A 22,483-nucleotide genomic window follows, 5' to 3' on the forward strand; every position below is an offset into this window, starting at 1 on the left:
CTATTTTACTTAGTTTTTTTGTGCTCTTGTTTTGTGAAAATAACCTACATGTATAAACATATTGATATTTTTCTTTGATATGTAGGTACAATGTTTTAATATTGTGCTGTAGACCAATTGAAATTAAAGAATTTTTAGATCGCAAATAGATATGTTGGAAGATTTGTCAACCAAGGAAAGCACTTCAATCATTCGAAGGACCAAACAAGCAGTGATGCCATCCGTGATTTCAAAGGAATTTAGGGATGGATATAGCATTTATCCTTCGTTTTCCATTGCCGAAGGATTGATTTCTTCGGGATATTCCTCTTTAGCAGACTGGATGATTTCCAAGAAAACGGTTTGTGTAGATGGTTATGTGGCGGTTGATTGGGTTGGGATCAAGGCAGCTTTGGAAAAAGAATTTGCTAAGAGATCCGTACGTGTAAATTGGATTGAAACAAAGGATTTCTTAAAGCCCGAAGGAGAGATCGATAAAATGGTAGCCCCTTATATGGGGAATGAAGACTCGGTATGGGGGAAGGTTTGTGACCTTAGCCTAAATGATTTCTTTGACATGGAGGGATTAAAGAAGCTGGAAGCCAATCAGGAATTCGAAGTGAATATAGCCTGGGGGATTGGAGCCAGTTTAGTTAACTCTCTTAATTCCATAGCCTATTTTGATATTCCAAAAAATGAACTGCTTTTCCGGGTAAGGGGAAAGTCTGCCTATAATATAGGATCCAAGACGAGGTTCAATATGAAGGAAACGTATAAGCGTTTATATTTTGTAGACTGGATCGTATTGAATGCCCATAAAAAAGCGATCCTTTCAAAGGTCGATCTTCTTGCGGACTGCCAATGGCTTGATACCATTAATTGGATCCAGGGCGAAGATTTGAGAAATTCCTTGTCTGAAATGAGCAAAACGGTCTTCAGGCCTAGACCCTGGTTTGATCCTGGTGTATGGGGCGGTCAATGGATGAAAGCTCATTTTCAGGAATTGGCCCAAGATGAGGTAAATTATGCTTGGTCATTTGAAATTATTGCACCTGAGAATGGATTGGTTTTAGAAAGTTCGGGGCAGTTGTTGGAGGTCAGTTTTGATACATTGATGTTCCAGGAGTCTAAAAATATATTAGGTTCAGGTCATCCACGGTTTGGTGATTATTTCCCGATCCGCTTTGATTTTCTGGACACTTTTGATGGTGGAAACCTTTCTGTACAATGCCATCCAGCATTGGATTATATACAGGAAAATTTTGGTGAGCAGTTTACACAGGATGAAACCTATTACATCATGGATTGCAAAGAAGATGCAAAGGTGTATTTGGGATTTCAAGAAGACATTGAACCAAACAGATTTAGAAAGGCATTAGAGGAAAGTGTAGTGGAGGAGAAGGAATTGGAGGTTACCGAATTTGTCCAGGAATTTAAGTCCGAGAAGCATAAGCTGTATCTAATTCCAAATCAAACGGTACACAGCGCTGGAAGGAATAATTTGGTTTTAGAGATTTCAGCTACACCTTATATCTATACATTTAAGATGTACGATTGGCTTCAGCGGGACAAGGATGGGAAGCCTAGACCCATCAATATTGAGCATGGGTTCAGGAACCTGGATTTTTCAAGAAAAGGAGACCTGGTTGAACGGGAACATATCTCCAAACCCTATGTTTTTGAGGAACGTAATGGGGCCAAAATCATCCAATATCCAACCCATCCTGAGCATTATTATGCTATACAAAGATTAGATATCAAGGATCAGGTCCAAGTGCAGACAGCGGATAAAGTGCATGTCCTGATGCTTGTGGAAGGCAGTAAAATTGAATTGGAGGACAGCGCAGGAAATCGACAAACATTCCATTATGCAGAAACATTCATTGTGCCGGCCGCTGCAGAACAGTATAAAATTAAGAATCTAGGGGAAGGGGAAGCTAAGGTTATTCTCTCTTACTTGAAATAATCAAAACAATAACCAATACCAAAATCATGATTATGCAGCATTTTCGAAAGATATTATTTTCTGCGGCTTTATTTCTGGCAACTCCTTCGAGTATTTTTAGCCAAGAGAATACGATTTGGGAATTAGGAAAAGCAGATCATTCGAGTCAAGAATTTGCCTTAAGTCCACATGGGTTCAAGGATTTTTTGGCGCATGATTTTGGTTATGAAGATAACTATTTTGTGGTAGGTCAACATGTCCTTAACCAAGATTTCCCTTATGTTTTACCGGGTCCTGCGAACGGATGGGGCGGCACTGGTGGGACTTCTGGTATCCGGACCCATTTTCTGAACCTGTACTATCAATTGAATACCATAGACCCAAATGCTAAATATGTATTGGAATTGGATTTCGTGAATTCTGAAGGGAAGGCCAAACCAACTTTGCAGGTGGGTATCAATGGGCATCTTTTCAACCATGATCTAAAGAATGGTACTGGCGAAAGTAATCCTGTTGCAGGTCAATTTGGGACTGAAAAAATCAGGATCGATATCAAGCCAGGCATCCTGAAAAGAGGTTTCAATCAGATTTACCTCACCAGTTTAAAAGGAGGTTGGATTGAATTTGATTCCTTTAGGTTAATGGGACCATCGGATACGAAACTCGTTGCTGATTACAGTACAGTTATTAAGGGCCTTGAAACGGCTGATTTTGAACTGCAAAATGATAAAGAAAGGATCCAAAATTTACTGCTAGAAGTCCTGCGATTAAAAGACAACCAAACCGTAAAGGTATTGGTCGATGGTAGGACTGTTTATCAAAAGTCCATGGATCAAGGTCTGTCCAGGATCGAGATCCCTTTGCAAGCCGTGAAAAAAAGTAAGACCAGTGCTGTTGAGGTATATGTTAATGATCAATTGCTCAGCAAAGAGCAGGTGATTCGGAGTCCGAAACCCTTGGGTTCATTAGCAAATTATGTCAATACCATGATCGGTGCATCCCATTCCCGTTGGATGATTGCTCCAGGGCCATGGATGCCCTTCAGCATGGTAAAATTGAGTCCTGACAACCAGAATGTAGGATGGCAGGCTGGTTACGAACCATCCATTGAATCCATTGCAATGTTCAGCCATATCCATGAATGGACAATGGCCGGGCTAGGCACCTTTCCAACATCGGGGCCTTTGCAGATCCAGGTTGGTGATCAATATGATCCAGATTCAGGCTATCGCTCCAGGATCGATAAGACCACGGAAAAAGCACCATTAGGTTCTTATCACGTGAAATTGACCGATTACGATATTGACGTCGATCTTACCCAAACCACAAGGGCCAGTTTCCAACGCTATACCTTCAATCAGTCTGAAAAAGGTCGGGTTATGATTGATCTTAAAGTCAATGGCGAATACCCTTATACCATCAAGGACTATCAATTAAAAAAGGTCTCAGACTATAAGATCATCGGATATTCGGATCAATTATCGGAAAATGTTTGGTCCACAGATGCAAAACAGGATTATAAGGTCCATTTCGTAATGGAGTTTGACCGAGCCATTGTTGATTTTGGAACTTGGGAGTCAGATCGCATCCAGAAAGGGCAGAGTTCATCGGGGAAAGAAGTGAAAGAGGCGGGAATGTTCGTGGAGTTTGATGTCCGAAAAGAAAAGACTGTACAATTGCGGACAGGCATATCCTACGTCAGTATTGAAAATGCGCAAGAAAATTTAGACAAAGAGATTTCAGGAGCATTTGGTTGGTCATTTGAAAAGGTTAGGGACAATCAATTAAGGACCTGGAACACATTGTTGGAAAGGCTGAAAGTGAAAAGTGATGATTACTTTGAAAAGGAGAAATTCTATAGCAATATGTATAGATCCTTAAGCCGGAACACCTTCAGCGATGTGAATGGCGAATGGCGTGATTCGCAGGAAAAGGTTCGTCAATTCAGCAATCCTCAGGATTTGGCTTTGGGTTGTGATGCTTTTTGGAATACCTTCTGGAATTTGAATCAGTTTTGGAACCTGGTTACTCCGGAATGGAGCAACAAATGGGTGAAATCACAGCTTGCTATGTATGAGGCCGATGGTTGGTTGGCCAAGGGACCCGCTGGAATGGAATATATTCCAGTCATGGTTGCCGAGCATGAGATTCCGTTGATCGTTTCGGCCTATCAAATGGGAATTCGGGAATATGATGTAGATAAAGCTTTTGAAGCCGTTAAAAAAATGCAGACCACGATGCCTTCGAAATTTGCAGGAGGATTTGCAGGGAATAGGGACCTCGAGGTCTATTTAAAATATAAATACGTTCCATCTGATTTGGGAAGGTTCTCCAATACCTTGGAATATAGCTTTGATGATTGGACGGTGGGTCAGTTTGCCAAATCCTTAGGGAAGGAAAAGGACTACGTCTATTTCAATGATCGCGGCAATTGGTGGAAAAATGCCATTGACGTGGAAAGTGGTTATGCGAGGATGAAAGATTCTAAGGGGGAATGGTTAAAAGATTTTGATCCGTTCAAATCAGGTGCAAACCATCATTATGTGGAGGGTAATGCTTGGCAATTGACGTTTTTCGTTCCTCAGGATATTCCTGGATTGGCCAACTGGATCGGTGCAGATGTGTTTTCAGAACGGCTGGAATGGGGATTTGAGGAGAGTGTAAAATGGCGATATAATGGACCCAACGATCAGTATTGGGATTATCCGGTAGTGCAGGGTAATCAGCAGTCGATGCATTTTGCCTATTTATTCAATTATTTGAATAAACCTTGGTTGACACAGAGGTGGAGCCGTTCCATTGCAGAACGGTATTATGGCAGAGGGATATCAAATGCCTATTTAGGCGATGAAGATCAAGGGCAGATGAGTGCTTGGTATATCATGACGGCGATTGGTCTCTTTCAGATGGATGGTGGTACTCGTAGCCAACCGGTCTATGAGATCGGAAGTCCTATGTTTGAAGAAATTCAGATTGACCTTGGAGAACAGTATGGAAGGGGCAAGAAGTTTGTCATCAAGGCCAAGAACAATAGTAAAGCGAATGTGTACATTCAAAATGCTACGCTGAATGGAAAGAAACTGAACAGCTTTTATTTCAGTGCAGCGGAGTTGTTGAAGGGCGGCGAGTTGATATTAGAGATGGGTGCAGAACCAAATAAAAATTGGGGTGTATCGAGATAAGGATTGATTGCAAAATAAAAAACTATTATAAACTATAATTCCGGCATGTGAATATTTCCAACAAGCAATTGGCCTTTGTGGCCTTGATAGCCTCATTAGGCGGTTTTATTTTTGGCTTTGATATGGCTGTGGTATCGGGGGTTTTGCCCTTGGTGAAAATGCAGTTTAGCCTTGACAGCTTTTTGGAAGGCTGGTTTGTGTCATCCGCGCTATTAGGCTGTATCCTCGGGGTCATGATTTCGGGACATCTATCTGATAAATATGGACGGAAAAGCAGCATGCAGTTTGCCGCTGTAATATTTGTCATCGCCACTTTTGCCTGTATTTTTTTGGAGTCCTTTTCCTTGATTATCCTGACCAGGATCTTTACGGGAATTGGGATAGGCATTGCCTCGAATGTTGTGCCTCTATATCTGTCGGAAATTGCACCTGTTAAAGATCGTGGAAAACTGGTCACCTTTTACCAATTGGCATTGACCTTTGGCATTGTACTGGCTTATGTGTCGAATGCCTTGATCATTAAAGATCAGGATGTTTTGGCGCAATTCACTGCACAAGCTTTCTTTCAGCATGTATTTGTCGAAGAGGAGTGGCGAGCCATGATCGGTATGTCCCTGATACCCTCTTTGGCTTTTTTTATTGGATTGATGTTTGTGCCCGAAAGTCCGAGTTGGTCCAAAAACAATGATGGAATGGCCAATTCAGGATATGCAGAGGTCTGGAAACCAATCTATAGGAAAGCACTTATCATTGGTCTGTTTTTACCTATATTTTCCCAGTTCTGTGGGATCAATGTAATCATCTATTACGGTCCTACCATATTGAAAACTTTAGGGTTTAGTTTAGATAATTCCCTTTATGGCCAGATTATCATAGGTGTTGCCAATATGTTGTTTACCCTGATTGCCATCTGGAAGGTGGATAGTTTGGGCAGAAGGCCACTTTATTTGATCGGGACATTGGGCGGAGCTGTATCCCTGTTTCTGACCAGTGTATTGTTTTATCTGGATCTGGCAGATAGTTGGCTGCTGGTGATTTCAGTGGTCTGTTTCCTGGCATTCTTTGCTTTTTCCATAGGGCCCTTGAAATTTGTGGTGGCTTCTGAAATCTTTCCTGCCCATATCCGCGCCAAGGCTATGGGTTTGAGTATTTTAGCCATGTGGGTATCTGACTTTTTAATGGGACAGGTAACCCCCTTTCTATTGGAGGATATCGGCGTTGCTGGGACCTTTATTCTACTGGGCTTGGTTTGTCTGATTGGGTTTGTGTTTGTCCTTAAATATCTTCCAGAAACCAAAGGTAAGAGCAGTGAAGAAATCCAATTCCTATTAAATCAAAACTAAGATGAAAAGATTGTTCAGCTATTTAACATTTGCCATTCTAAGCCTAGGTCTTCCTGCTATGGCCCAACAGCCAATTCAATCGGTGGATCTCTTTATTGGCACTGCCCATGCGCGATGGTTTCATTTTGCTCCTGGTGCCATGCCCTTTGGTATGGCCAAGCCCGCACCGTCGACCAATGGGAGTTTGGGCAATAAAAGTGGATGGGAGGCGACAGGTTATGACTTCCGCGACCATAGCATAGAGAGTTTCCCTAATTTCCATGAATTCCAGATCGGTGGGATTTCGTTAATGGCGAGCAAAGGCAAATTGAAAACTATCCCCGGCAATCTGGATGATCCCCAAACGGGCTATCGTTCAACTTTTGACCGTAAAGATGAACTGGCAGAACCAGGTTATTACCGCGTATTGTTAAAGGATTATGGCATTAAAGCGGAATTGACAGCCACCGAAAGGGTCGCGTTCCATCGCTATACCTTTCCTAAAAGTGATGAATCCCACATCATTTTTGATATTGGCAATATCATGGGAGAGAGCGGAAAGGTGAAGGGAGCGGAGGTGAAAATAAACCCTGATGGTTCCATTGAAGGATATGCGATTACAGCACCATTTTATGTAGAGAAATATCAGGCTGGTTCCGATATCAGGATGTATTTCTATGCAGAGATCAACAAAGAAGCGAAGAAACACGGCGTATTCCGGGGAGAAAAGCAGTTTGAGGGACTCGATCAGATTTCAGGGATTTCCTCGGGCGCTTATTTAACCTTTACGACTGCTGATGAGGAAGGTATCGAAGTCAAGTTAGGCCTTTCCTATACCTCAGTGGCTGAGGCCAAGGCAAATTTGAATGCAGAAGCCAGTGATTTGGATTTTGATGCTGCCAAAGAACGGAATCAATCACAATGGAATGCCATGTTGGGAAGGATTCAGGTGAAGGGAGGAAAAGAAACAGATCGCAAAAAGTTTTATACCGGCCTTTACCATGCTCTGTTGGGCAGGGGATTGGCAAGTGATGTTTCAGGAGCCTATCCAAAAAATGATGGGACGGTTGGGTATATTGAAAAGGACCAAACAGGAAAGCCAAAATACCAGCATTATAATACCGATGCGGTATGGGGAGCTTTTTGGAATTTGACACAACTATGGACCATCGCCTATCCTGAATATTTATCTGATTTTGTGAATTCGCAATTGTTGGTCTACAAAGATTCAGGATGGTTGGCCGATGGAATAGCCAATAGCAGATATGTTTCTGGCGTTGGGACCAATTTTGTAAGCCTCGTTATAGCCAGTGCCTATATGCAAGGAATACGGGATTTTGATGTGCAATTGGGGTATGAAGCAGCATTGAAAAATGAAATAGATGGAAAGGGAAGGCCGCGGGGAGCAGGAAAATTGGATGTGGATCAATTTGTTGCGAAGGGATTTGTGCCCCATATTGATAAATCTGATAATGAAATACATGAATCTTGGATGTTTTCAGCTTCCCATACCTTGGAATATTCTTTCAGTTCCTATGCTGTTGCCCAATTTGCCCAAGCATTGGGCAAGAAGCAGGACTATGCACAGCTTTCCGGATTATCACAGGGCTGGAAGCATCTTTTTGACCCCCAATTGAAATTGATACGACCAAAACTTGCCAATGGGGATTTTATTGCTGATTTTAAACCTAGTCAAGCATGGCGGGGTTTTCAGGAAGGAAATTCCTATCAATATACATTTTATGTGCCGCATGATCCTAAAGGGCTGATACAAGCTATAGGTAAAACAGCGTTCAACGCTAGGTTGGACAGCATTTTTGTGCAATCGGAAGCACTTGGTTTTTCGGGAGGTAAGAATATTGATGCCTTTTCAGGACTGGAAGGGCTATACAACCAAGGGAATCAGCCGAATCTACATGTATCCTGGTTGTTTAACTTTTCGGGGAAGCCTTCATTGACCCAAAAATGGGTTCAGGAAATCTGTAATAAATTCTATGGTAATGAGGGTATTCATGGATATGGATATGGGCAGGATGAGGATCAAGGGCAGTTAGGCGCATGGTATGTCATGGCAGCCATGGGCATATTTGATGTGGCTGGACTAACGGATGCCGATGCAAAAATGGGGCTATCGACGCCACTCTTTGACGAGATCAAGATTCAATTGAACCCTAAATATTATGCTGGCGAAGACTTTGTCATTAAAAAGGAGAACCCTGGTTCAGAGGGTACCTATATTGAACAGATTAATCTGAATGGCAAGATTGTACATGAACCATTTATCCCAATAAATTCAATTAAGGCAGGAGGGATACTGAAATTAAAAACTGGGAATCGTCCCAAAGATAGATACTAAGCTATGGGCATGAAAAATCAGGGATTAAGACCCTGATTTTTCTAATAGCTGTATGGCGTCATATAACACCCCGGCTTCGCCCCTAAAGGTTCCGGACCCTTCCGGTTTGTTGTCTTTCGTGTACCATTCGTAAAACCCTTTGTTTTTGATTACCCGGTTCAGCATAGGTTTCAGTTGTTCCTTTGCCTCTGTTACAAATCCATTCCTGATCAATTGCTGAACCATCCGACCTCCAAACCAGGTCCAATCTCCTCCATTTTGATAGCCATAAGGATACATGCCTTTATTTTTAAAGAAGCCTTCAGGATAGGTAGGATAAATCGTAAGCCCTATGGTTGCAGCTCCAGATTCTTTAACATTGGCAATCATTTTATCCAAGGAGGTTTTGATCTGTTCTTTGCTCAACAGATTGGCTTCAATTGCTATTGCAGTTCCTCCATGGTAGAAGATTTTATTTTCATCGAAATCAGCAGGAAAGGGCGACCCATTCAGGTAGATATGCGGAATAAATTTTTGATTCTTTTCATCCCAAAGATGTTTCATGGTATTGCTAGCAATATCTTTTCTGATGGTTTCCCATTTTGATTTGTTTTCAGAGGCTAACTCCATGAAATTATCGAGGGCGATCAAGAACATGGCATTATCATAGATGTCAATGGCGAGATGGGAATTCTCATCCAAATGTACTCCCCAATCATGTTCAGGCTGGACATCGCCCCAATCCACCGTTGTTGCTCCCCAAAGCAGTCCATGTGCATTGTCAAAACGTTTGTCCATTAAGAATTGAAGTGCTTGCTCCATTCGTTGAACGACAGTAAACTGACCTACCATGGTCTTTAAGAAATCCCGATCATCTGAAACCTGGATATATTTATAGACTGCTTGTACAAGGGATGCCTCTTGGTCAGTCTCCACCGTGTTTTTATGGGCAGCCAATAAGGGTTCTAACTCCGACAGGATGCTGTAATAATCACTGGGTTTACCATTCAGGCTTTCTTTTGTCACGAAGCCATCTGGGATATTTCCATCCTCAGCTTGAAGACCAAAAAAGGCCAATAGGTTTTTCTTGATTTGATCGGCAGGTTGAACTTCGTAGGCAAGTCGGATAAAAGTATTGTAATCACGGATCCAAACCTCTTGGTATCCATCACCAGCGTTAAAACCAGACTTAACAATGTCTTTTGCCATGTCTTTGACGATAGTATAATTGCTGTCGGAAATCATTGAATCCTGAAGGGCAGAATTTAGATTGTTATTGTTGCTTGTATGGTTGTTGCAGGCTGTTAGAGCTAGGCCGAATGCAACATAAAATAGATAACTTTTCATTGTTTTATTGGTTATAACCTCGAAAATCGATAATATTAGGTCACATGAAGTATGTGTATACAAACATACATAATTTGCTATTTAAAAAAGAATTATCTTACTTTAAGTCACAATCAAAAAAGTATGAATCTGAAGATAGACCATAATAGCCCCATTCCCCTGCACGTACAGGTGGAAACTTTGCTTCGAGATTTAATCAAACAGCCTGAGTACCAGGATGGCAAGTATTTGCCCAATGAGATAGACTTGGCGAAGAAATTGTCGATTTCCAGGTCTACCTTGCGATTGGTGATCAATAAGTTGGTGTATGAAGAACTTTTGGTTAGGAAGAAAGGTGTAGGGACGAAAGTTACGCAACAGAAATTCAGTTCCAAATCCAAGAATTGGTTGAGTTTTTCGCAGGAGATGAAGAACAGAGGGCTGGAGGTGAAGAATTTTGAGCTCCATGTGCGTTGGGTGGTTCCGGAACCCGCTGTTGCAAAGTTTTTTGAAATTCCGGAAGATCAGAAGGTCCTGAAGCTGGAAAGGTTGCGAGGCAAGCCCGGTGATCCATTTGTCTATTTCATTTCATATTTTCATCCGAGGGTCGGGTTGACGGGGGAGGAAGACTTCAAATTGCCCTTGTATGATATCTTGCAGCAGCAATGCAATATCATTGCGGATCTTTCCCAAGAGGAGATTGATGCCAAAGCTGCCAATAAATTTATTTCGGAGAAGTTGGAGATTGCCATTGGAGAGCCTATTCTTTCGAGGAAACGTTTTGTATATGATCAATCGGGAAAACCCATTGAGTATAACTTAGGCTATTACAGGGCAGAGAGTTTTACCTATAAAGTAGAAAGTAGAAGGGGGGAGGCCTAATTAGGTTGGGGCAGGAGTATGCAAAGATTAGCAAATCTCGCTAATTTTTTGTATCTTTGTATTCATTCATAAAGGCCCCTATCTTAATCCTCAGCCAATCCAGGTTATTTAAAGAGATACCCCTTTCATTTTTTAACTTAATTATTTTTAATGTCAAGAAACCAACTCACATTCAAGAAAAAAGAACTAGCAAAAAGAAAACAGCAAAAACTTCAAGAAAAGCAAGAGCGTAGAGAACAGAACAAGTCTCAAAACAACAAAGGCAAGTCATTGGAAGAAATGTATGCCTATGTTGATGAATTTGGAAACATCGTTGATACACCTCCAACTGAAACCTATAAGTTTAAACCTGAAGACTTAGAGAGACCGAAAGATCCTGAGGATGAATTCCTATTGGGACGTGTTTCTTATTATAATGAAACAGGTCATTATGGATTTATCCGCGACAATGAGACTAGAGAAACTGTTTATTTTAACGATACCCTTGCAGGCAAGATTCTTTCTTTGCATCAAAATGTGAGGTATAAGTACACCAGAACCAGACAGGGAAACCAAATTTCAGAAGTGGAATTGGTATAGTCGGGTCGTACTTGAAAATATATCGACTAATGCTAAGCCATTAGTTTTGCACAACAAAAAAAAGCAGCCCTTGGGCTGCTTTTTTTTGTTGTGCAACATGCACGGTAGAGCTGGATTATCTAACTACACGTACATTGATTGCATTAATTCCTTTAGGACCACTTTCAGTGTCAAACGTAACATTGTCATTTTCTCTGATTTCGTGTACTAAACCTGTTGAATGTACGAATACATCTTTTCCTCCTTCGTTTGGAGTGATAAAACCGAATCCTTTAGTTACGTTAAAGAATTTTACTTTTCCTTCTTGCATGGTATTATTATTTACTTACTTAATTATTTAATTCGTTTCTAGTTGGAAGCCAATCAGTTTTTGGATTCCATGTAATGCTTTCTTCTCTTCTTCACTGCAGAAAGAATAAGCATGGCCAGCATTTCCGGCCCTTCCCGTTCTTCCAATCCTGTGTACATAGGTTTCGGATTCAGTGGGTAGATCATAATTGATGACCTGTGGTAATTTATGGATATCAATACCACGGGCAGCAATATCTGTTGCGATCAAAATCTTGGACCTTCCTGTCTTAAAAGATTCCAAGGCATTCTGTCTTGCATTCTGTGATTTATTTCCATGAATGGCATCTGCCTGGAATCCTCTTTTATTAAGTTGCTTTGCCAATCGGTCTGCAGCATGTTTTGTACGGATAAAGACCAAGGTTTGCAGGTTCTTATCTCTGTTCAATAGATCGACCAAAAGGTCAGTTTTCTGTTTTTTCTCAATGAAGAAAACAGATTGATTGACATTTTCAGATGCTTTTACAACGGGGTTGATATTTACTTCTGCTGGGTTTTTTAAGATCGTATTGGCAAACTTCCTGATTTCAGGAGGCATGGTAGCAGAAAAGAACAGGGTCTGTCTTTTCTCTGGTACATATTTAAGGATCTTCTTGATGTCATGGATAAATCCCATATCCAACATGGTATCAGCTTCGTCCAATACTAGGGTAGCAATGCTGTTCAATGTTAAATATTTCTGATTGATTAGGTCCAATAACCTGCCTGGTGTTGCGATCAATATATCTACAGGCTGTTGAAGCGATCTAATATTTCTGGAGATTGGGACACCACCAAATACGACCAAATGCCTTAGGCCAAGATGTTTGTTCAGTTCAGCAAAGGTTTTATCAATCTGAATGGCTAACTCGCGAGTTGGTGCCAAGATCAAGGCTTTTGGAGCTTTTGAATTCGATTTTTGCTGCGCACAGTTTTGAAGGATTGGGATGCTAAAAGCTGCTGTTTTCCCGGTTCCGGTCTGTGCACATCCGATGATGTCTTTTCCCTTTAAAATGTGGGGGATAGCTTCAATCTGTATATCCGTAGGAGTCTTGTAGCCAAGACCTTCGAGTGCTTTTATGATTGGAGCGATTAGCTCCATATTGTTGAAATTCATTGATGTTTTTAAAATTTGTCTTCTAAAAATTTGTTTTTACGAAATGCTCTTCGTTAGAACAAACTGCTTACACACATAAAATATGTCAATTAATATTAAAATGAAATCTGAAGAAGCAGTGACAAAGTTTATTAAGGAGGGTTTACAAAGTCAATGATATTATAGAATAAATTCCAATATTATTACAAAATTACTAAAATATTTCGATAATATTTTTCTTTTTTATTAATGGGACGAATTATAGGTCCTAAACGGACATGAGTTTAATGACCTTGACATGCGATTTAAAGGCAGACCAGAAGGAATTATATTCGTTGTATTTTATTTCATAATCCTTGCAAGCCTGTCTAACGATCTTATTTAATGCCGGATAATGGATGTGGCTGATCTTTGGGAAAAGGTGATGCTCCACCTGGAAGTTCAGGCCACCCAAAAGCCATGTTAACATTTTGTTCTTGGTGGAGAAGTTTGCAGTGGATTGGATTTGGTGAATCATCCATTCCTCTTCAATTTTAGGTTGGTCACCAGATTTAAACTCTGTTTCTGAAACCACATGGGCCAATTGAAATACCGTCGCTAAACAGATTCCGCATACCGCGCCTGCTATCAAAATACCAACTATGGTCGGGATCCATCCCACATAAATAATCGGGATGACAATAAAAATCAAGGCGTGAATAAGCTTACTGATCCAGAAGATTACTTTTTCCTTCAATGGAAAGTGGAATGTTCTTTCTGAACTGCCCATTTTTTGCCTGAAGTATTTTTCATAATCCTGATAGAATATCCATGCTAAATAAGAAATTCCATAAAGAAAAATGAAATAAATAGGCTGGAAACGGTGGTGTTTCTTTAGTTGCTGATCTTGATGGATACGCATAAACTTCACTTCGATATCGGGATCTTCACCATCGATATTGGTGTAGGTATGATGGGCGATATTGTGTTTTTGCTTCCAGAAGAATATGTTCCCTCCCAAAAGATTTAAGGAATAAGAAAGGATATTATTGACATGCTTGTTCTCAGAAAACGAATTATGGCCAGCATCATGCATAATATTGAATCCAATAGCTGCAAGGTTGACACCAAATATCATACATAACAGGACACTGATTGCCCAATGCGGTTGTACAAAAACTAATATACTGTATATTAAAACAAAGGAAGCCATCAAGATTATGGCTTTACTGTACAATTTACTGTTTCCAGTCTTTTTTTGTATGGTGTTATTAAAATATTCGTTGATATTATTTTTTAATGATTTTGAGAATAAGCTGTTTAAGTTGTTGAACTTTATGGTTGATTTCATATAATTATTACCCACTTCCACTTTGTCGACCAGCCCGACAAGAATGTTGTATTTGTGCAAACTTACAATTAATATGGCAAATGATTGTTTAACTTAAGTTAAAAAACTCTAATTTTTTATTGGGCCTTCATTCAAACTTTGCTTTCTGATTTCTTCGATTTCCTCCACAGTTTTTACCAAGTCTGGACCTAATAATCGGTAGCCGTTCTCTTCAATCAAGAAATTATCTTCAATTCGGATTCCGGAAAAATTACGGTAATCTTCTAGGAGATCATAATTGATGAACTCATGGTTTCTCTTTTCTGCCTTCCACATATCGATCAAGTCAGGAATAATGTATATGCCGGGTTCTACGGTCAAGACAAAGCCTGCTTCCAGTTCTTTTCCTAGGCGTAAAGACTTGAGTCCAAATGTGTTTTTGTCCTTAGGCTCTGCTTCGGTATATCCCACATACTGTTCACCTAGGTCTTCCATATCATGGACATCTAAACCCATCATATGGCCTAAGCCACATTGAAAGAACATGGTATGGGCATGGTTAGCAACGGCGTCTTCAGCATTCCCCTTCATCAATCCAACTGCGGTCAAGCCCTCTACCAAAGATTTGGCAGCTTTTAAGTGGATATCCTTGAATTTAACCCCCGGTCTCATCATGTCTCTAGCGTCCGTAAAGGATTTTAAGACCACATTGTAAAGGTCTTTCTGTCTTTCTGTGAAAGTTGCGGATACAGGGAAAGTCCTGGTTAAGTCACCCGCATAACCCATTGAGGTTTCAGCGCCTGAGTCGTTTAAGACCAAATCGCCGTTTTTAAAGCTGTTCTCACGGTATTGGTTATGGAGGATTTCGCCATGTACCGTCACGATCGGTGGATAGGCAAATGTAAAGTTTTGGTCTGCAGCATATTTTTGGATTGCATTCACCAATTCATATTCTTTCATTCCCGGTTTTGAAATCTTCATGGCAAGGAGATGCATTTCCGTAGAAACACGAAGAGCCTCTTCAATCTGTTCGATTTCCTGTGGTTCCTTGATCGATCTTTGCTTTACGACGGCCTTGATCAGTTTTTCAGATGGCAGTAGTTCATCTAAATGTCTATCCAATAGCCTGCTCAATAGGATTTTGTTGTAAGATTGATATGGAGGCAAAAAATGGATGGGGCGGTTATTGAACTTAGCTTTCTGAAGGTAGTTCTCCAGTTCTTTGAAAGGCATGGTTTCAGAAACTCCTGCTTTCAGGCTTTTATCCTTTAAGGTTTCTTGTCTGCCGGTCCAAACCAATGCATCCATGTCCAATTCATCGCCAAAGATTATTTCCCGGTTTTCATCAATGTCGATGATTCCAGCAATAAATGGGGCTTGGATTCCGAAATAATATAAAAAACTGCTGTCTTGGCGGAATGGGTAAGTGTTATGTTCGAAATTGATGGGATTTTCAATATTTCCTAATAAAACGATCACTCCATGGGAAACCTCATTCTTCAATTGGTTTCTTCTATTTTGATAGGTACTTGACGAAAACATTGCTCTTAAATTTTATAACGAAATTAAACAAAAACTGTGGAACCGTCTTTAGGAACCACAGTATTTATAGGAATAAGTTGTTACCGGTTGATTAAGCTGCTTAATCTTTGCTTAGTTGAATTTGTGTAACGCGATTTGGAATGACGTATCTACCCAAAGCATCTTTTTCAAAGCCTTTTAATGTATAACCACTTTCGAAATTAAACCTGAGGAGGTTATTCTCCAGGATTTCTGAATTGGGGATCAGGGTCAATGTAACCGTTTTGTTTTTCTCATTATAGGAAAGTTGATCCAGCTCCCCCGCATCGAGTTCAATCCATAGTTTTTCTGGAGCTAGGAAGATTCGGTTTCTTGCTGCAGTTTTGATTTTAACATCGATGTTTTCTTTATCCTTGACCAGGTTTCCGGAGAAGGCCAACCAATCAAATTCGGGATGCTTGAGGATATATGTTCCTGAATTTACGGCATAGCCATAAAATCCTGAACCATAATCCCCTGTAATACCGTCGATTTCTAGGGTGGATGGATAGGAGTGGAATGCTGCTGGTCCGAAACCTTCTTGGGTAACATTTGCCAAAGCTCCCATCATGCCCGCATGACCTACGCGCAGTAGGTAGAAGTCATCGGGATGGTCTCTGTATTCAGTGAGAACGGGTATGGAATTAAGAGCAGAGCCGTAGTGGTGCAGCTGTCTTTCGATTCTGGAGAGTTTTCCGCCGTATACAAAGTCCCAATAACGGCGAGCGCTGCCATTGTAGCCCCAATGTGGAACCGTCGGCATATAGGCTAATATGGCGTTGAGGGTCACCTGTGCTTTTTCATCGAAGCCAAAGTACCTGGACCAGAGGTAAACTTCTTCTTGGCCGGTGGAGTCCCATGGCATTTCGCTGCCAAATGGGTAATTTAAGGTTTTCCAATGCTCGGCACGTTTTCTCATTTCGGATTCCAATTTATTTGCAGAATCCGTTAAGCCTTCTCTTTTTAAGTCATTCAGGATCAGTAGAAAAATACTGCCTTCCATCTGTCCGAATTGAGCATAATGTGGGGCTTTTTCAACCATGGCAATTGCCGTATGGAATGCCCGGTCGAGGTATACATCCCAAGGCTCTTCAGCAACTAGCTGGTTGTAATTCCTAGCGAGACGGTACATGACCCAGTGGGCTGCCGCTACATGGGGATAATTATAGGACCGACCTATATTGTCGGCTTCTTTCTTAGGCCAAGCGGACCATGTTTTCCAGTTGATATCTTCACTATAGGTACCTTTTGGTAGGGAATCTGGCTCATAATAGAAAAGACTCTTGACTACGCCATATTTATCTTTTCCCTCTTTGTGTTGGATTCGGCCATACATTGTTTCATTGACAAAACGCTTAAGTTTTTCAATTTCAGCTTTGTTTGGCAGCATAACCTGTTTCATCATGGCTGCCAGCCAGCTGGCAGCACCAGCTTCATCACTCAAGCCTGCATACCAGGCCCTTTGCTCTTGGGTAACAGGTTTTCTTTCTTCAATATCGTATGTAATTACCGAAGGCGATCTTTTAAATGGATCATTGGGATCCTCAAACCATTGTTCATTGGTCAAGAAATTCCCTAAGTCCTTGACTACTTCCTGCTCAGGTTTGATGACCTTATACTGAATGGTTTGTTCGATTCCATCTTGATAGGTAATCTGTAGTCTTGCCCTTCCCCAGGTATTTCCTGATACCTCAAATTGATTCCAATTATCCTTGGTCTTTTTCAAGGTTTTTATGCTTAAGGCATCTTTTGGAAAAACCCCGATGTTCTTGATCTCCTTATTATGCTTGATGAATAATTTGCTTGGGTTGTCCATTGGAACGACATAACCTGGAGCTGCAATGGCTACAGGTCTATTATTGGCCAATAGGGTAGATTCAATTTCTTTGATGCTCGGTGCGAGAACAAATTTCAACGAGAAGTTTTTGGTCTCACCTGGTTTCAAAATAGATGACGTAGGTTGGTTCCAAGGATTGACATTTTTCCATTCTGTTTCTGCATAAGCTTTGCTATAGATCAGCCATTCATGAAAGCCTTCAAAGGTGATGCTTCTGGGGGTTGGATCTGTATTTAAAGGGTTGTAAGCTTCAAATCCCGCATTTTCACTGGGCAAGACCAATAGGCTAGGTCCATTTCCATGCAGTCGGTTTACCTGCATATATCCAGCATCCTTTCCGATGTAAGGGTCGAAGAAGACATTTTTAGCATGGGCTTCGTCTAAACTTTTCCAATCCATGTTGTTGTTGAACGGTAAGGGAATTCCAAGGCCGCCAATCTCAATGGATTTGTTTGAATTATTGATGATCTGGAAGGTAAGTTGCAGGTGTCCATTTATGTCTTCCCATTTTCGGATTACCTTCAAAGGTATGTCTTGCAAGGTAGGGCTCAAATCAGCCATGGCTAAGGCATGGCCCTCAGGCTTTAATGCAAGTACTTTTTGACGGTTATTTGCAGAGGAGAAGGACTGCCATTCCTGGCTGCCGACATCACGAATTTTGAGATTGATGTCCCCGATATGGAAGAAACCATTGCGATCTCTTCTGTTTAAGAGTTCAGTTGCTGTGTAGTCAAAGCTAGTATCTGCATCGACCAGTTTGATTGATGATGCGGTCTGGGAACTGTTTAAAAGCTGCAGGTTAAGCTCTTTCAAAGGAAAGGTTTTCTTGCCTTGGTCAATGCCAAGGGTAGGAGGTTCAGCAGCTACTTTTTTCCAAACTGGATGTTCATTCTGTTGAGCATGAGCCGGTTGGGGCATGTTAGGTGTCAAAGCCAATAAAAGGAGATAATAGAAATTTTTAATTTTCATCATTTCTGTTGAAGTCTTAAAATATTAATAGAAAGCCAATTATTCGAATTCTAAAAATGAATGGAAGGAAAAATTTAATTGTATTAAGTAAAATAATTAGATTAGTGGAAGCAAAATTACAGTTTGGAAGAAATTATATGGTGTGATTTCCATTTTATCTAACAAAACTGGTTTTCTAAGCATTGATCCAAAGTCACACTTAATACACACGATTAAGTTTTTCCTGTTTGTTTGTTACAAATATGGTTTTAATAATTGTTTTAAGATTGCCGGATTTTAGCCTAGTATGGCCAATTCTTAGCCATTCCTGTTAAATATTTTGCTGAATGACCTCTTTATAACTATATTTAGTGTTAGATTGACATTTATAAACTTTTTAAATTATGAAACCAATACAATATAATGTACCGGTTCCTAAGGATAGGACGGTATTTGTGCAGGAAGACATATTAGATAAGTTTTATCCGTATATGCATCGTCATGTTGAGTATCAGATTATTATGATTGTAGCTGGTAGCGGTCAACTGTTGGTTGATGACAATCTTCATAATTTTCAACAGGGTGACATCTTTTTGGTTGGTTCCAATCAAGCTCATGTTTTCAAGAATGACCAAAGTTCGGAAGGGATAAGGTCTGTTTCCGTATTTTTCAACCTAGAGGGCGCCTTGCTTAATTTGTTGAATTTGCCTGAGTTGAGCGTATTAATGGAATTCATCAGCAATAACTGTAGAGGTTTTCAGGTTCCGAAACAACATTTGGCTCCGATACGGAGAAGAATCGAGGTTTTGAAGCGATCTGATAGGATGGACCAATTGGTGAACTTCTTTTATCTGTTAAAATCGTTGAACATGGTCTCTGCTGATTTGACACCTCTTTCAGGGGTTTCTCATTATGAAACTGATGCCTTTGGCGGTTTCAAGATCAATTCTTTATGTAGGTATATTGAGGAGAATTTTAAAGAGAATATTTCATTATGTGATGTGGCAGAAAAGGCAAACTTAACTCCGCAGGCATTCTGTAGATATTTTAAGAAATGCACGGGAAAGACATTTGTATCCTATCTAAATGAAATCTGGGTTCGTGAAGCCTGTCGCTTATTAGGTAATGATAAGTATGACTGTGTTTCCATTATTGCCTACAGCAGTGGATTTAACAGCATCACCAATTTCAATCGAGTATTTCGGAGTGTTATCGGCACCTCACCAAAGGAATACGCATTAAACTACAAGAACTTTTTATATCAATAAATAGAAAAGGTTAAAATTCAGTAAACAAATATTAAAAGGCGGTTAGGCGAGGAGCTATTAAGTGGCTAGTTTTGGTTATACAATTATAATTTAAAACAAGAAAACTTACTATGGCTCAATTAAATTGGAAAGGAATTTATCCTGCTGTTTTGACTCCATTTAAGGAGAATGGAGAAATTGATTTTGAAATGTTTGCCAAAAACACGGAGGCGCAGATTTCTGCGGGTGTACATGGGATCATTATTGCGGGAACTCTGGGAGATGCTGCTGTATTGGACAATGATGAGAAATTCGAATTGCTCTCTTATGCGAAAAAAGTTGTTGCTGGAAGAATTCCACTAATTCTGAATATTGCGGAAAATACAACCAAAAATGCCGTTGACTTTGCAAAAAAAGCAAAGGAACTTGGCGCGGATGGTTTGATGTTACTACCTCCGATGCGCTATAAAGCAGATGACCGTGAGGTGGTAGAATATTTTAAGGCTGTTGCCAGCGCGACTGACCTTCCTATCTTAATTTACAACAACCCTGTTGATTATGCGACCTATGTTTCCTTGAGCATGTTTGAAGAATTGAAGGATTACCCAAGTATTCAAGCGGTGAAAGAATCAACCAGAGACCTGTCAAACATTACCAGAATGAAGAATAAGTTTGGCAATCGCTTTAAGGTTCTGGGTGGTGTGGATACCATTTCCTTGGAAACAGTACTGCTTGGTGCCGATGGGTTGGTTGCAGGATTGGTTGATGCTTTTCCGAGAGAAACCATGGCGATGTACAATCATGCCCTGAATGGTGAAGTTGAAAAAGCCATTGAAATCTATAGATGGTTTATGCCATTATTGGAGTTGGATATCCATCCAAAACTTATCCAGTACATTAAATTAGCTGCTACAGCTGAAGGAATCTGTACACCGCATGTTCGTGCGCCAAGGTTGCCTTTGGTAGGTGAGGAAGCGACAAGAATAAACAAAATAATTGCTGATGGCATTGCAAGTCGTCCGGTTTTGAATTAAATCGGAGGATGTGCAGTCTTTGGAACATAAAGTTGGTCTTACAGCTTTATGTTCCTTTAATAGTAAACCCAATTGAATATGAACCAAAAAAAAGAATACTTAGATCAATGTGTAGACCTGGCTGCTGAGGCGTATCAATTTTTAAAGTCCACTACGGTTAGGGATCGAGCCAAGTTTATGCATGCTGTAGCAGATCGAATTGAAAGTCTAGGGACGGAATTGATCGAGACAGCAAATCAGGAGACCTCATTACCTTTTCCTCGTTTGGAGGGCGAGAAGGCAAGGACCATCTGGCAATGGCGGAGTTATGCAAATGCGATTTCCAATGGCCTGTACAGTGAGGCGAGGATTGACTTAGCAAATCCAGAAAAAGGAAAGAATGATATTCGCAAATACAATCTAGGCATAGGGCCAGTGGTTGTATTTGGGGCTAGCAACTTTCCTTTTGCTTTTTCAACCGCAGGTGGAGATACCGCAAGTGCCCTAGCTGCAGGATGCCCAGTGATTGTAAAAGGTCATTCGGGGCACGAGAAAACCTCTACGATGATGGCCAAGGCAATCTCGGAAGTCGTAAAGGAATTTGGATGGCCTGAGGGGGTCTTCAACCATATCCTTGGCAATGAAGTTGAAGGTGCTAAAGAGAAGATCGGTGCTTATTTGGTTGCTCAGCAAGGTATTAAAGCGGTAGGTTTTACTGGTTCCTATTGGGGAGGAAAAGCCCTGTTTGATATTGCAAACCAGAGGGAAGAACCGATTCCTGTCTTTGCGGAAATGGGAAGCATCAATCCAATATTTGCCTTCGGGAATATATTGGAAGAGAAAGCAGAAGCTTTGGCAAAGGAATACGCTTCATCCTTAACCTTAGGAGTAGGCCAGTTTTGTACCAATCCTGGGTTGTTCATTGCGGTGAAAGGGGAGGCTTTTGAGCAATTTAAATCTAGTTTGCATGATGCGATTGCGGCGATCAATTCTGCCCATATGCTGAACCAAGGGATCTATTCACATTTTGAGAAAAACAAGGATCTATTGAGCAATCAAGCTGAGGTTGCTATACTTTCCGAGTCGAATTCTATTGCTGAATCTGGCCAGGGTCGACCAAGGGTAGCCTTGACCTCTGCAGCAAATTTCTTGACCAATGAAGTTTTGGCTGAGGAAGTTTTCGGTCCGTTTGGATTATTGATAGAAGCTGATTCTATATCAGAAGTAGAGAAAATCGCAAGAAACCTAAAAGGACAACTGACGATAACTATTGCTGGAACGGAGAAAGATGCAGAAGAAAATAAGACGATATTAAACATCATAAAAGATAAGGCCGGAAGGCTATTGTTCAATGGAATGCCAACCGGGGTTGAGGTTGTGTATGCGATGCAACATGGCGGGCCTTTTCCTTCGAGTACAGATCCAAGGTTTACCTCGGTAGGACCTGATTCCATTAAGCGGTTTTTACGCCCATTGGCGTTTCAGAACTGGCCAGATCAGTTTCTTCCAGCTGAACTGAAAAATGGCAATCCCCTTGCGATCAATCGCCTAGTGGATGGTACGAGTACGAAGGATTCCATAAATGCAAACCAATAA

The 22,483-nt window shown here is 40.7% G+C and carries 15 protein-coding genes; 9 read left to right on the forward strand and 6 right to left on the reverse strand.

Annotated elements, in window-relative coordinates; translation table 11 throughout:
* Positions 1 to 151: 151 nt before the first annotated feature.
* Genes RT138_RS09870 through RT138_RS09885 form a run of 4 tightly spaced genes read left to right on the forward strand, consistent with a single transcriptional unit; the run spans position 152 to position 8,784 of the window.
* The gene (locus tag RT138_RS09870) at positions 152 to 1,945 is read left to right on the forward strand and encodes a class I mannose-6-phosphate isomerase (protein ID WP_313190535.1); all 1,794 of its coding nucleotides are present in this window, start codon (positions 152 to 154) and stop codon (positions 1,943 to 1,945) included.
* Positions 1,946 to 1,977: 32 nt separating this feature from the next.
* Complete coding sequence (locus tag RT138_RS09875; RefSeq protein WP_313190536.1) at positions 1,978 to 5,106, forward strand: GH92 family glycosyl hydrolase; 3,129 nt, start codon at positions 1,978 to 1,980, stop codon at positions 5,104 to 5,106.
* A 47-nt stretch (positions 5,107 to 5,153) separates the two neighbouring features.
* The gene (locus RT138_RS09880) at positions 5,154 to 6,449 is read left to right on the forward strand and encodes an MFS transporter (RefSeq protein ID WP_313190537.1); all 1,296 of its coding nucleotides are present in this window, start codon (positions 5,154 to 5,156) and stop codon (positions 6,447 to 6,449) included.
* A gap of 1 nt (position 6,450) precedes the next feature.
* Positions 6,451 to 8,784: a GH92 family glycosyl hydrolase gene (locus tag RT138_RS09885; RefSeq protein ID WP_313190538.1), complete on the forward strand. Its 2,334-nt coding sequence runs from the start codon at positions 6,451 to 6,453 to the stop codon at positions 8,782 to 8,784.
* 24 nt (positions 8,785 to 8,808) lie between these two features.
* On the opposite strand, the gene RT138_RS09890 is transcribed toward RT138_RS09885, so the two are convergent.
* On the reverse strand, positions 8,809 to 10,110 hold the full coding sequence (locus tag RT138_RS09890) for an amylo-alpha-1,6-glucosidase (RefSeq protein WP_313190539.1): 1,302 nt from the start codon (positions 10,108 to 10,110) through the stop codon (positions 8,809 to 8,811).
* Positions 10,111 to 10,233: 123 nt separating this feature from the next.
* Here RT138_RS09890 and RT138_RS09895 point away from each other — a divergent pair, with 123 nt between their 5' ends.
* The gene (locus RT138_RS09895) at positions 10,234 to 10,971 is read left to right on the forward strand and encodes a GntR family transcriptional regulator (protein ID WP_313190540.1); all 738 of its coding nucleotides are present in this window, start codon (positions 10,234 to 10,236) and stop codon (positions 10,969 to 10,971) included.
* A 150-nt stretch (positions 10,972 to 11,121) separates the two neighbouring features.
* Positions 11,122 to 11,550, forward strand: a complete 429-nt coding sequence (locus RT138_RS09900; protein WP_237219494.1) for a cold-shock protein — start codon at positions 11,122 to 11,124, stop codon at positions 11,548 to 11,550.
* Positions 11,551 to 11,665: 115 nt separating this feature from the next.
* On the opposite strand, the gene RT138_RS09905 is transcribed toward RT138_RS09900, so the two are convergent.
* The 5 genes from RT138_RS09905 to RT138_RS09925 form a co-directional block, all read right to left on the reverse strand.
* Complete coding sequence (locus RT138_RS09905) at positions 11,666 to 11,860, reverse strand: cold-shock protein (protein WP_093095228.1); 195 nt, start codon at positions 11,858 to 11,860, stop codon at positions 11,666 to 11,668.
* A gap of 27 nt (positions 11,861 to 11,887) precedes the next feature.
* Positions 11,888 to 12,994 (reverse strand): DEAD/DEAH box helicase, encoded by a 1,107-nt coding sequence (locus RT138_RS09910; protein WP_313190541.1) that lies wholly within the window; start codon positions 12,992 to 12,994, stop codon positions 11,888 to 11,890.
* Between the two features lie 247 nt (positions 12,995 to 13,241).
* Complete coding sequence (locus RT138_RS09915; RefSeq protein WP_313190542.1) at positions 13,242 to 14,303, reverse strand: acyl-CoA desaturase; 1,062 nt, start codon at positions 14,301 to 14,303, stop codon at positions 13,242 to 13,244.
* 108 nt (positions 14,304 to 14,411) lie between these two features.
* Positions 14,412 to 15,824 (reverse strand): aminopeptidase P family protein, encoded by a 1,413-nt coding sequence (locus RT138_RS09920; RefSeq protein WP_313190543.1) that lies wholly within the window; start codon positions 15,822 to 15,824, stop codon positions 14,412 to 14,414.
* A gap of 100 nt (positions 15,825 to 15,924) precedes the next feature.
* Positions 15,925 to 18,651 carry a DUF5695 domain-containing protein gene (locus RT138_RS09925; protein ID WP_313190544.1) on the reverse strand — a complete coding sequence of 909 codons (2,727 nt, stop codon included), beginning with the start codon at positions 18,649 to 18,651 and terminating at the stop codon, positions 15,925 to 15,927.
* A gap of 380 nt (positions 18,652 to 19,031) precedes the next feature.
* Here RT138_RS09925 and RT138_RS09930 point away from each other — a divergent pair, with 380 nt between their 5' ends.
* The 3 genes from RT138_RS09930 (at position 19,032) to RT138_RS09940 (ending at position 22,483) form a co-directional block, all read left to right on the forward strand.
* Entirely contained in the window at positions 19,032 to 19,895 is an 864-nt protein-coding gene (locus tag RT138_RS09930; protein ID WP_313190545.1) for an AraC family transcriptional regulator, read from the forward strand.
* A 110-nt stretch (positions 19,896 to 20,005) separates the two neighbouring features.
* Positions 20,006 to 20,908, forward strand: coding sequence for a dihydrodipicolinate synthase family protein (locus RT138_RS09935; protein WP_313190546.1), 903 nt, complete (start codon positions 20,006 to 20,008; stop codon positions 20,906 to 20,908).
* Between the two features lie 78 nt (positions 20,909 to 20,986).
* Complete coding sequence (locus RT138_RS09940; RefSeq protein ID WP_313190547.1) at positions 20,987 to 22,483, forward strand: aldehyde dehydrogenase (NADP(+)); 1,497 nt, start codon at positions 20,987 to 20,989, stop codon at positions 22,481 to 22,483.

This window comes from Sphingobacterium sp. (assembly GCF_032065005.1).
Lineage (GTDB): Bacteria > Bacteroidota > Bacteroidia > Sphingobacteriales > Sphingobacteriaceae > Sphingobacterium.

Bases quoted from the DNA above. Each gene is read 5' to 3' on its own strand.
- RT138_RS09875 (WP_313190536.1), top strand. From the start codon at position 1,978: ATGCAGCATTTTCGAAAGATATTATTTTCTGCGGCTTTATTTCTGGCA.
- RT138_RS09900 (WP_237219494.1), top strand. From the start codon at position 11,122: ATGTCAAGAAACCAACTCACATTCAAGAAAAAAGAACTAGCAAAAAGA.
- RT138_RS09915 (WP_313190542.1), bottom strand. From the start codon at position 14,303: ATGAAATCAACCATAAAGTTCAACAACTTAAACAGCTTATTCTCAAAA.
- RT138_RS09890 (WP_313190539.1), bottom strand. From the start codon at position 10,110: ATGAAAAGTTATCTATTTTATGTTGCATTCGGCCTAGCTCTAACAGCC.
- RT138_RS09920 (WP_313190543.1), bottom strand. From the start codon at position 15,824: ATGTTTTCGTCAAGTACCTATCAAAATAGAAGAAACCAATTGAAGAAT.
- RT138_RS09895 (WP_313190540.1), top strand. From the start codon at position 10,234: ATGAATCTGAAGATAGACCATAATAGCCCCATTCCCCTGCACGTACAG.
- RT138_RS09935 (WP_313190546.1), top strand. From the start codon at position 20,006: ATGGCTCAATTAAATTGGAAAGGAATTTATCCTGCTGTTTTGACTCCA.
- RT138_RS09930 (WP_313190545.1), top strand. From the start codon at position 19,032: ATGAAACCAATACAATATAATGTACCGGTTCCTAAGGATAGGACGGTA.
- RT138_RS09870 (WP_313190535.1), top strand. From the start codon at position 152: ATGTTGGAAGATTTGTCAACCAAGGAAAGCACTTCAATCATTCGAAGG.
- RT138_RS09905 (WP_093095228.1), bottom strand. From the start codon at position 11,860: ATGCAAGAAGGAAAAGTAAAATTCTTTAACGTAACTAAAGGATTCGGT.
- RT138_RS09925 (WP_313190544.1), bottom strand. From the start codon at position 18,651: ATGATGAAAATTAAAAATTTCTATTATCTCCTTTTATTGGCTTTGACA.
- RT138_RS09885 (WP_313190538.1), top strand. From the start codon at position 6,451: ATGAAAAGATTGTTCAGCTATTTAACATTTGCCATTCTAAGCCTAGGT.
- RT138_RS09910 (WP_313190541.1), bottom strand. From the start codon at position 12,994: ATGAATTTCAACAATATGGAGCTAATCGCTCCAATCATAAAAGCACTC.
- RT138_RS09940 (WP_313190547.1), top strand. From the start codon at position 20,987: ATGAACCAAAAAAAAGAATACTTAGATCAATGTGTAGACCTGGCTGCT.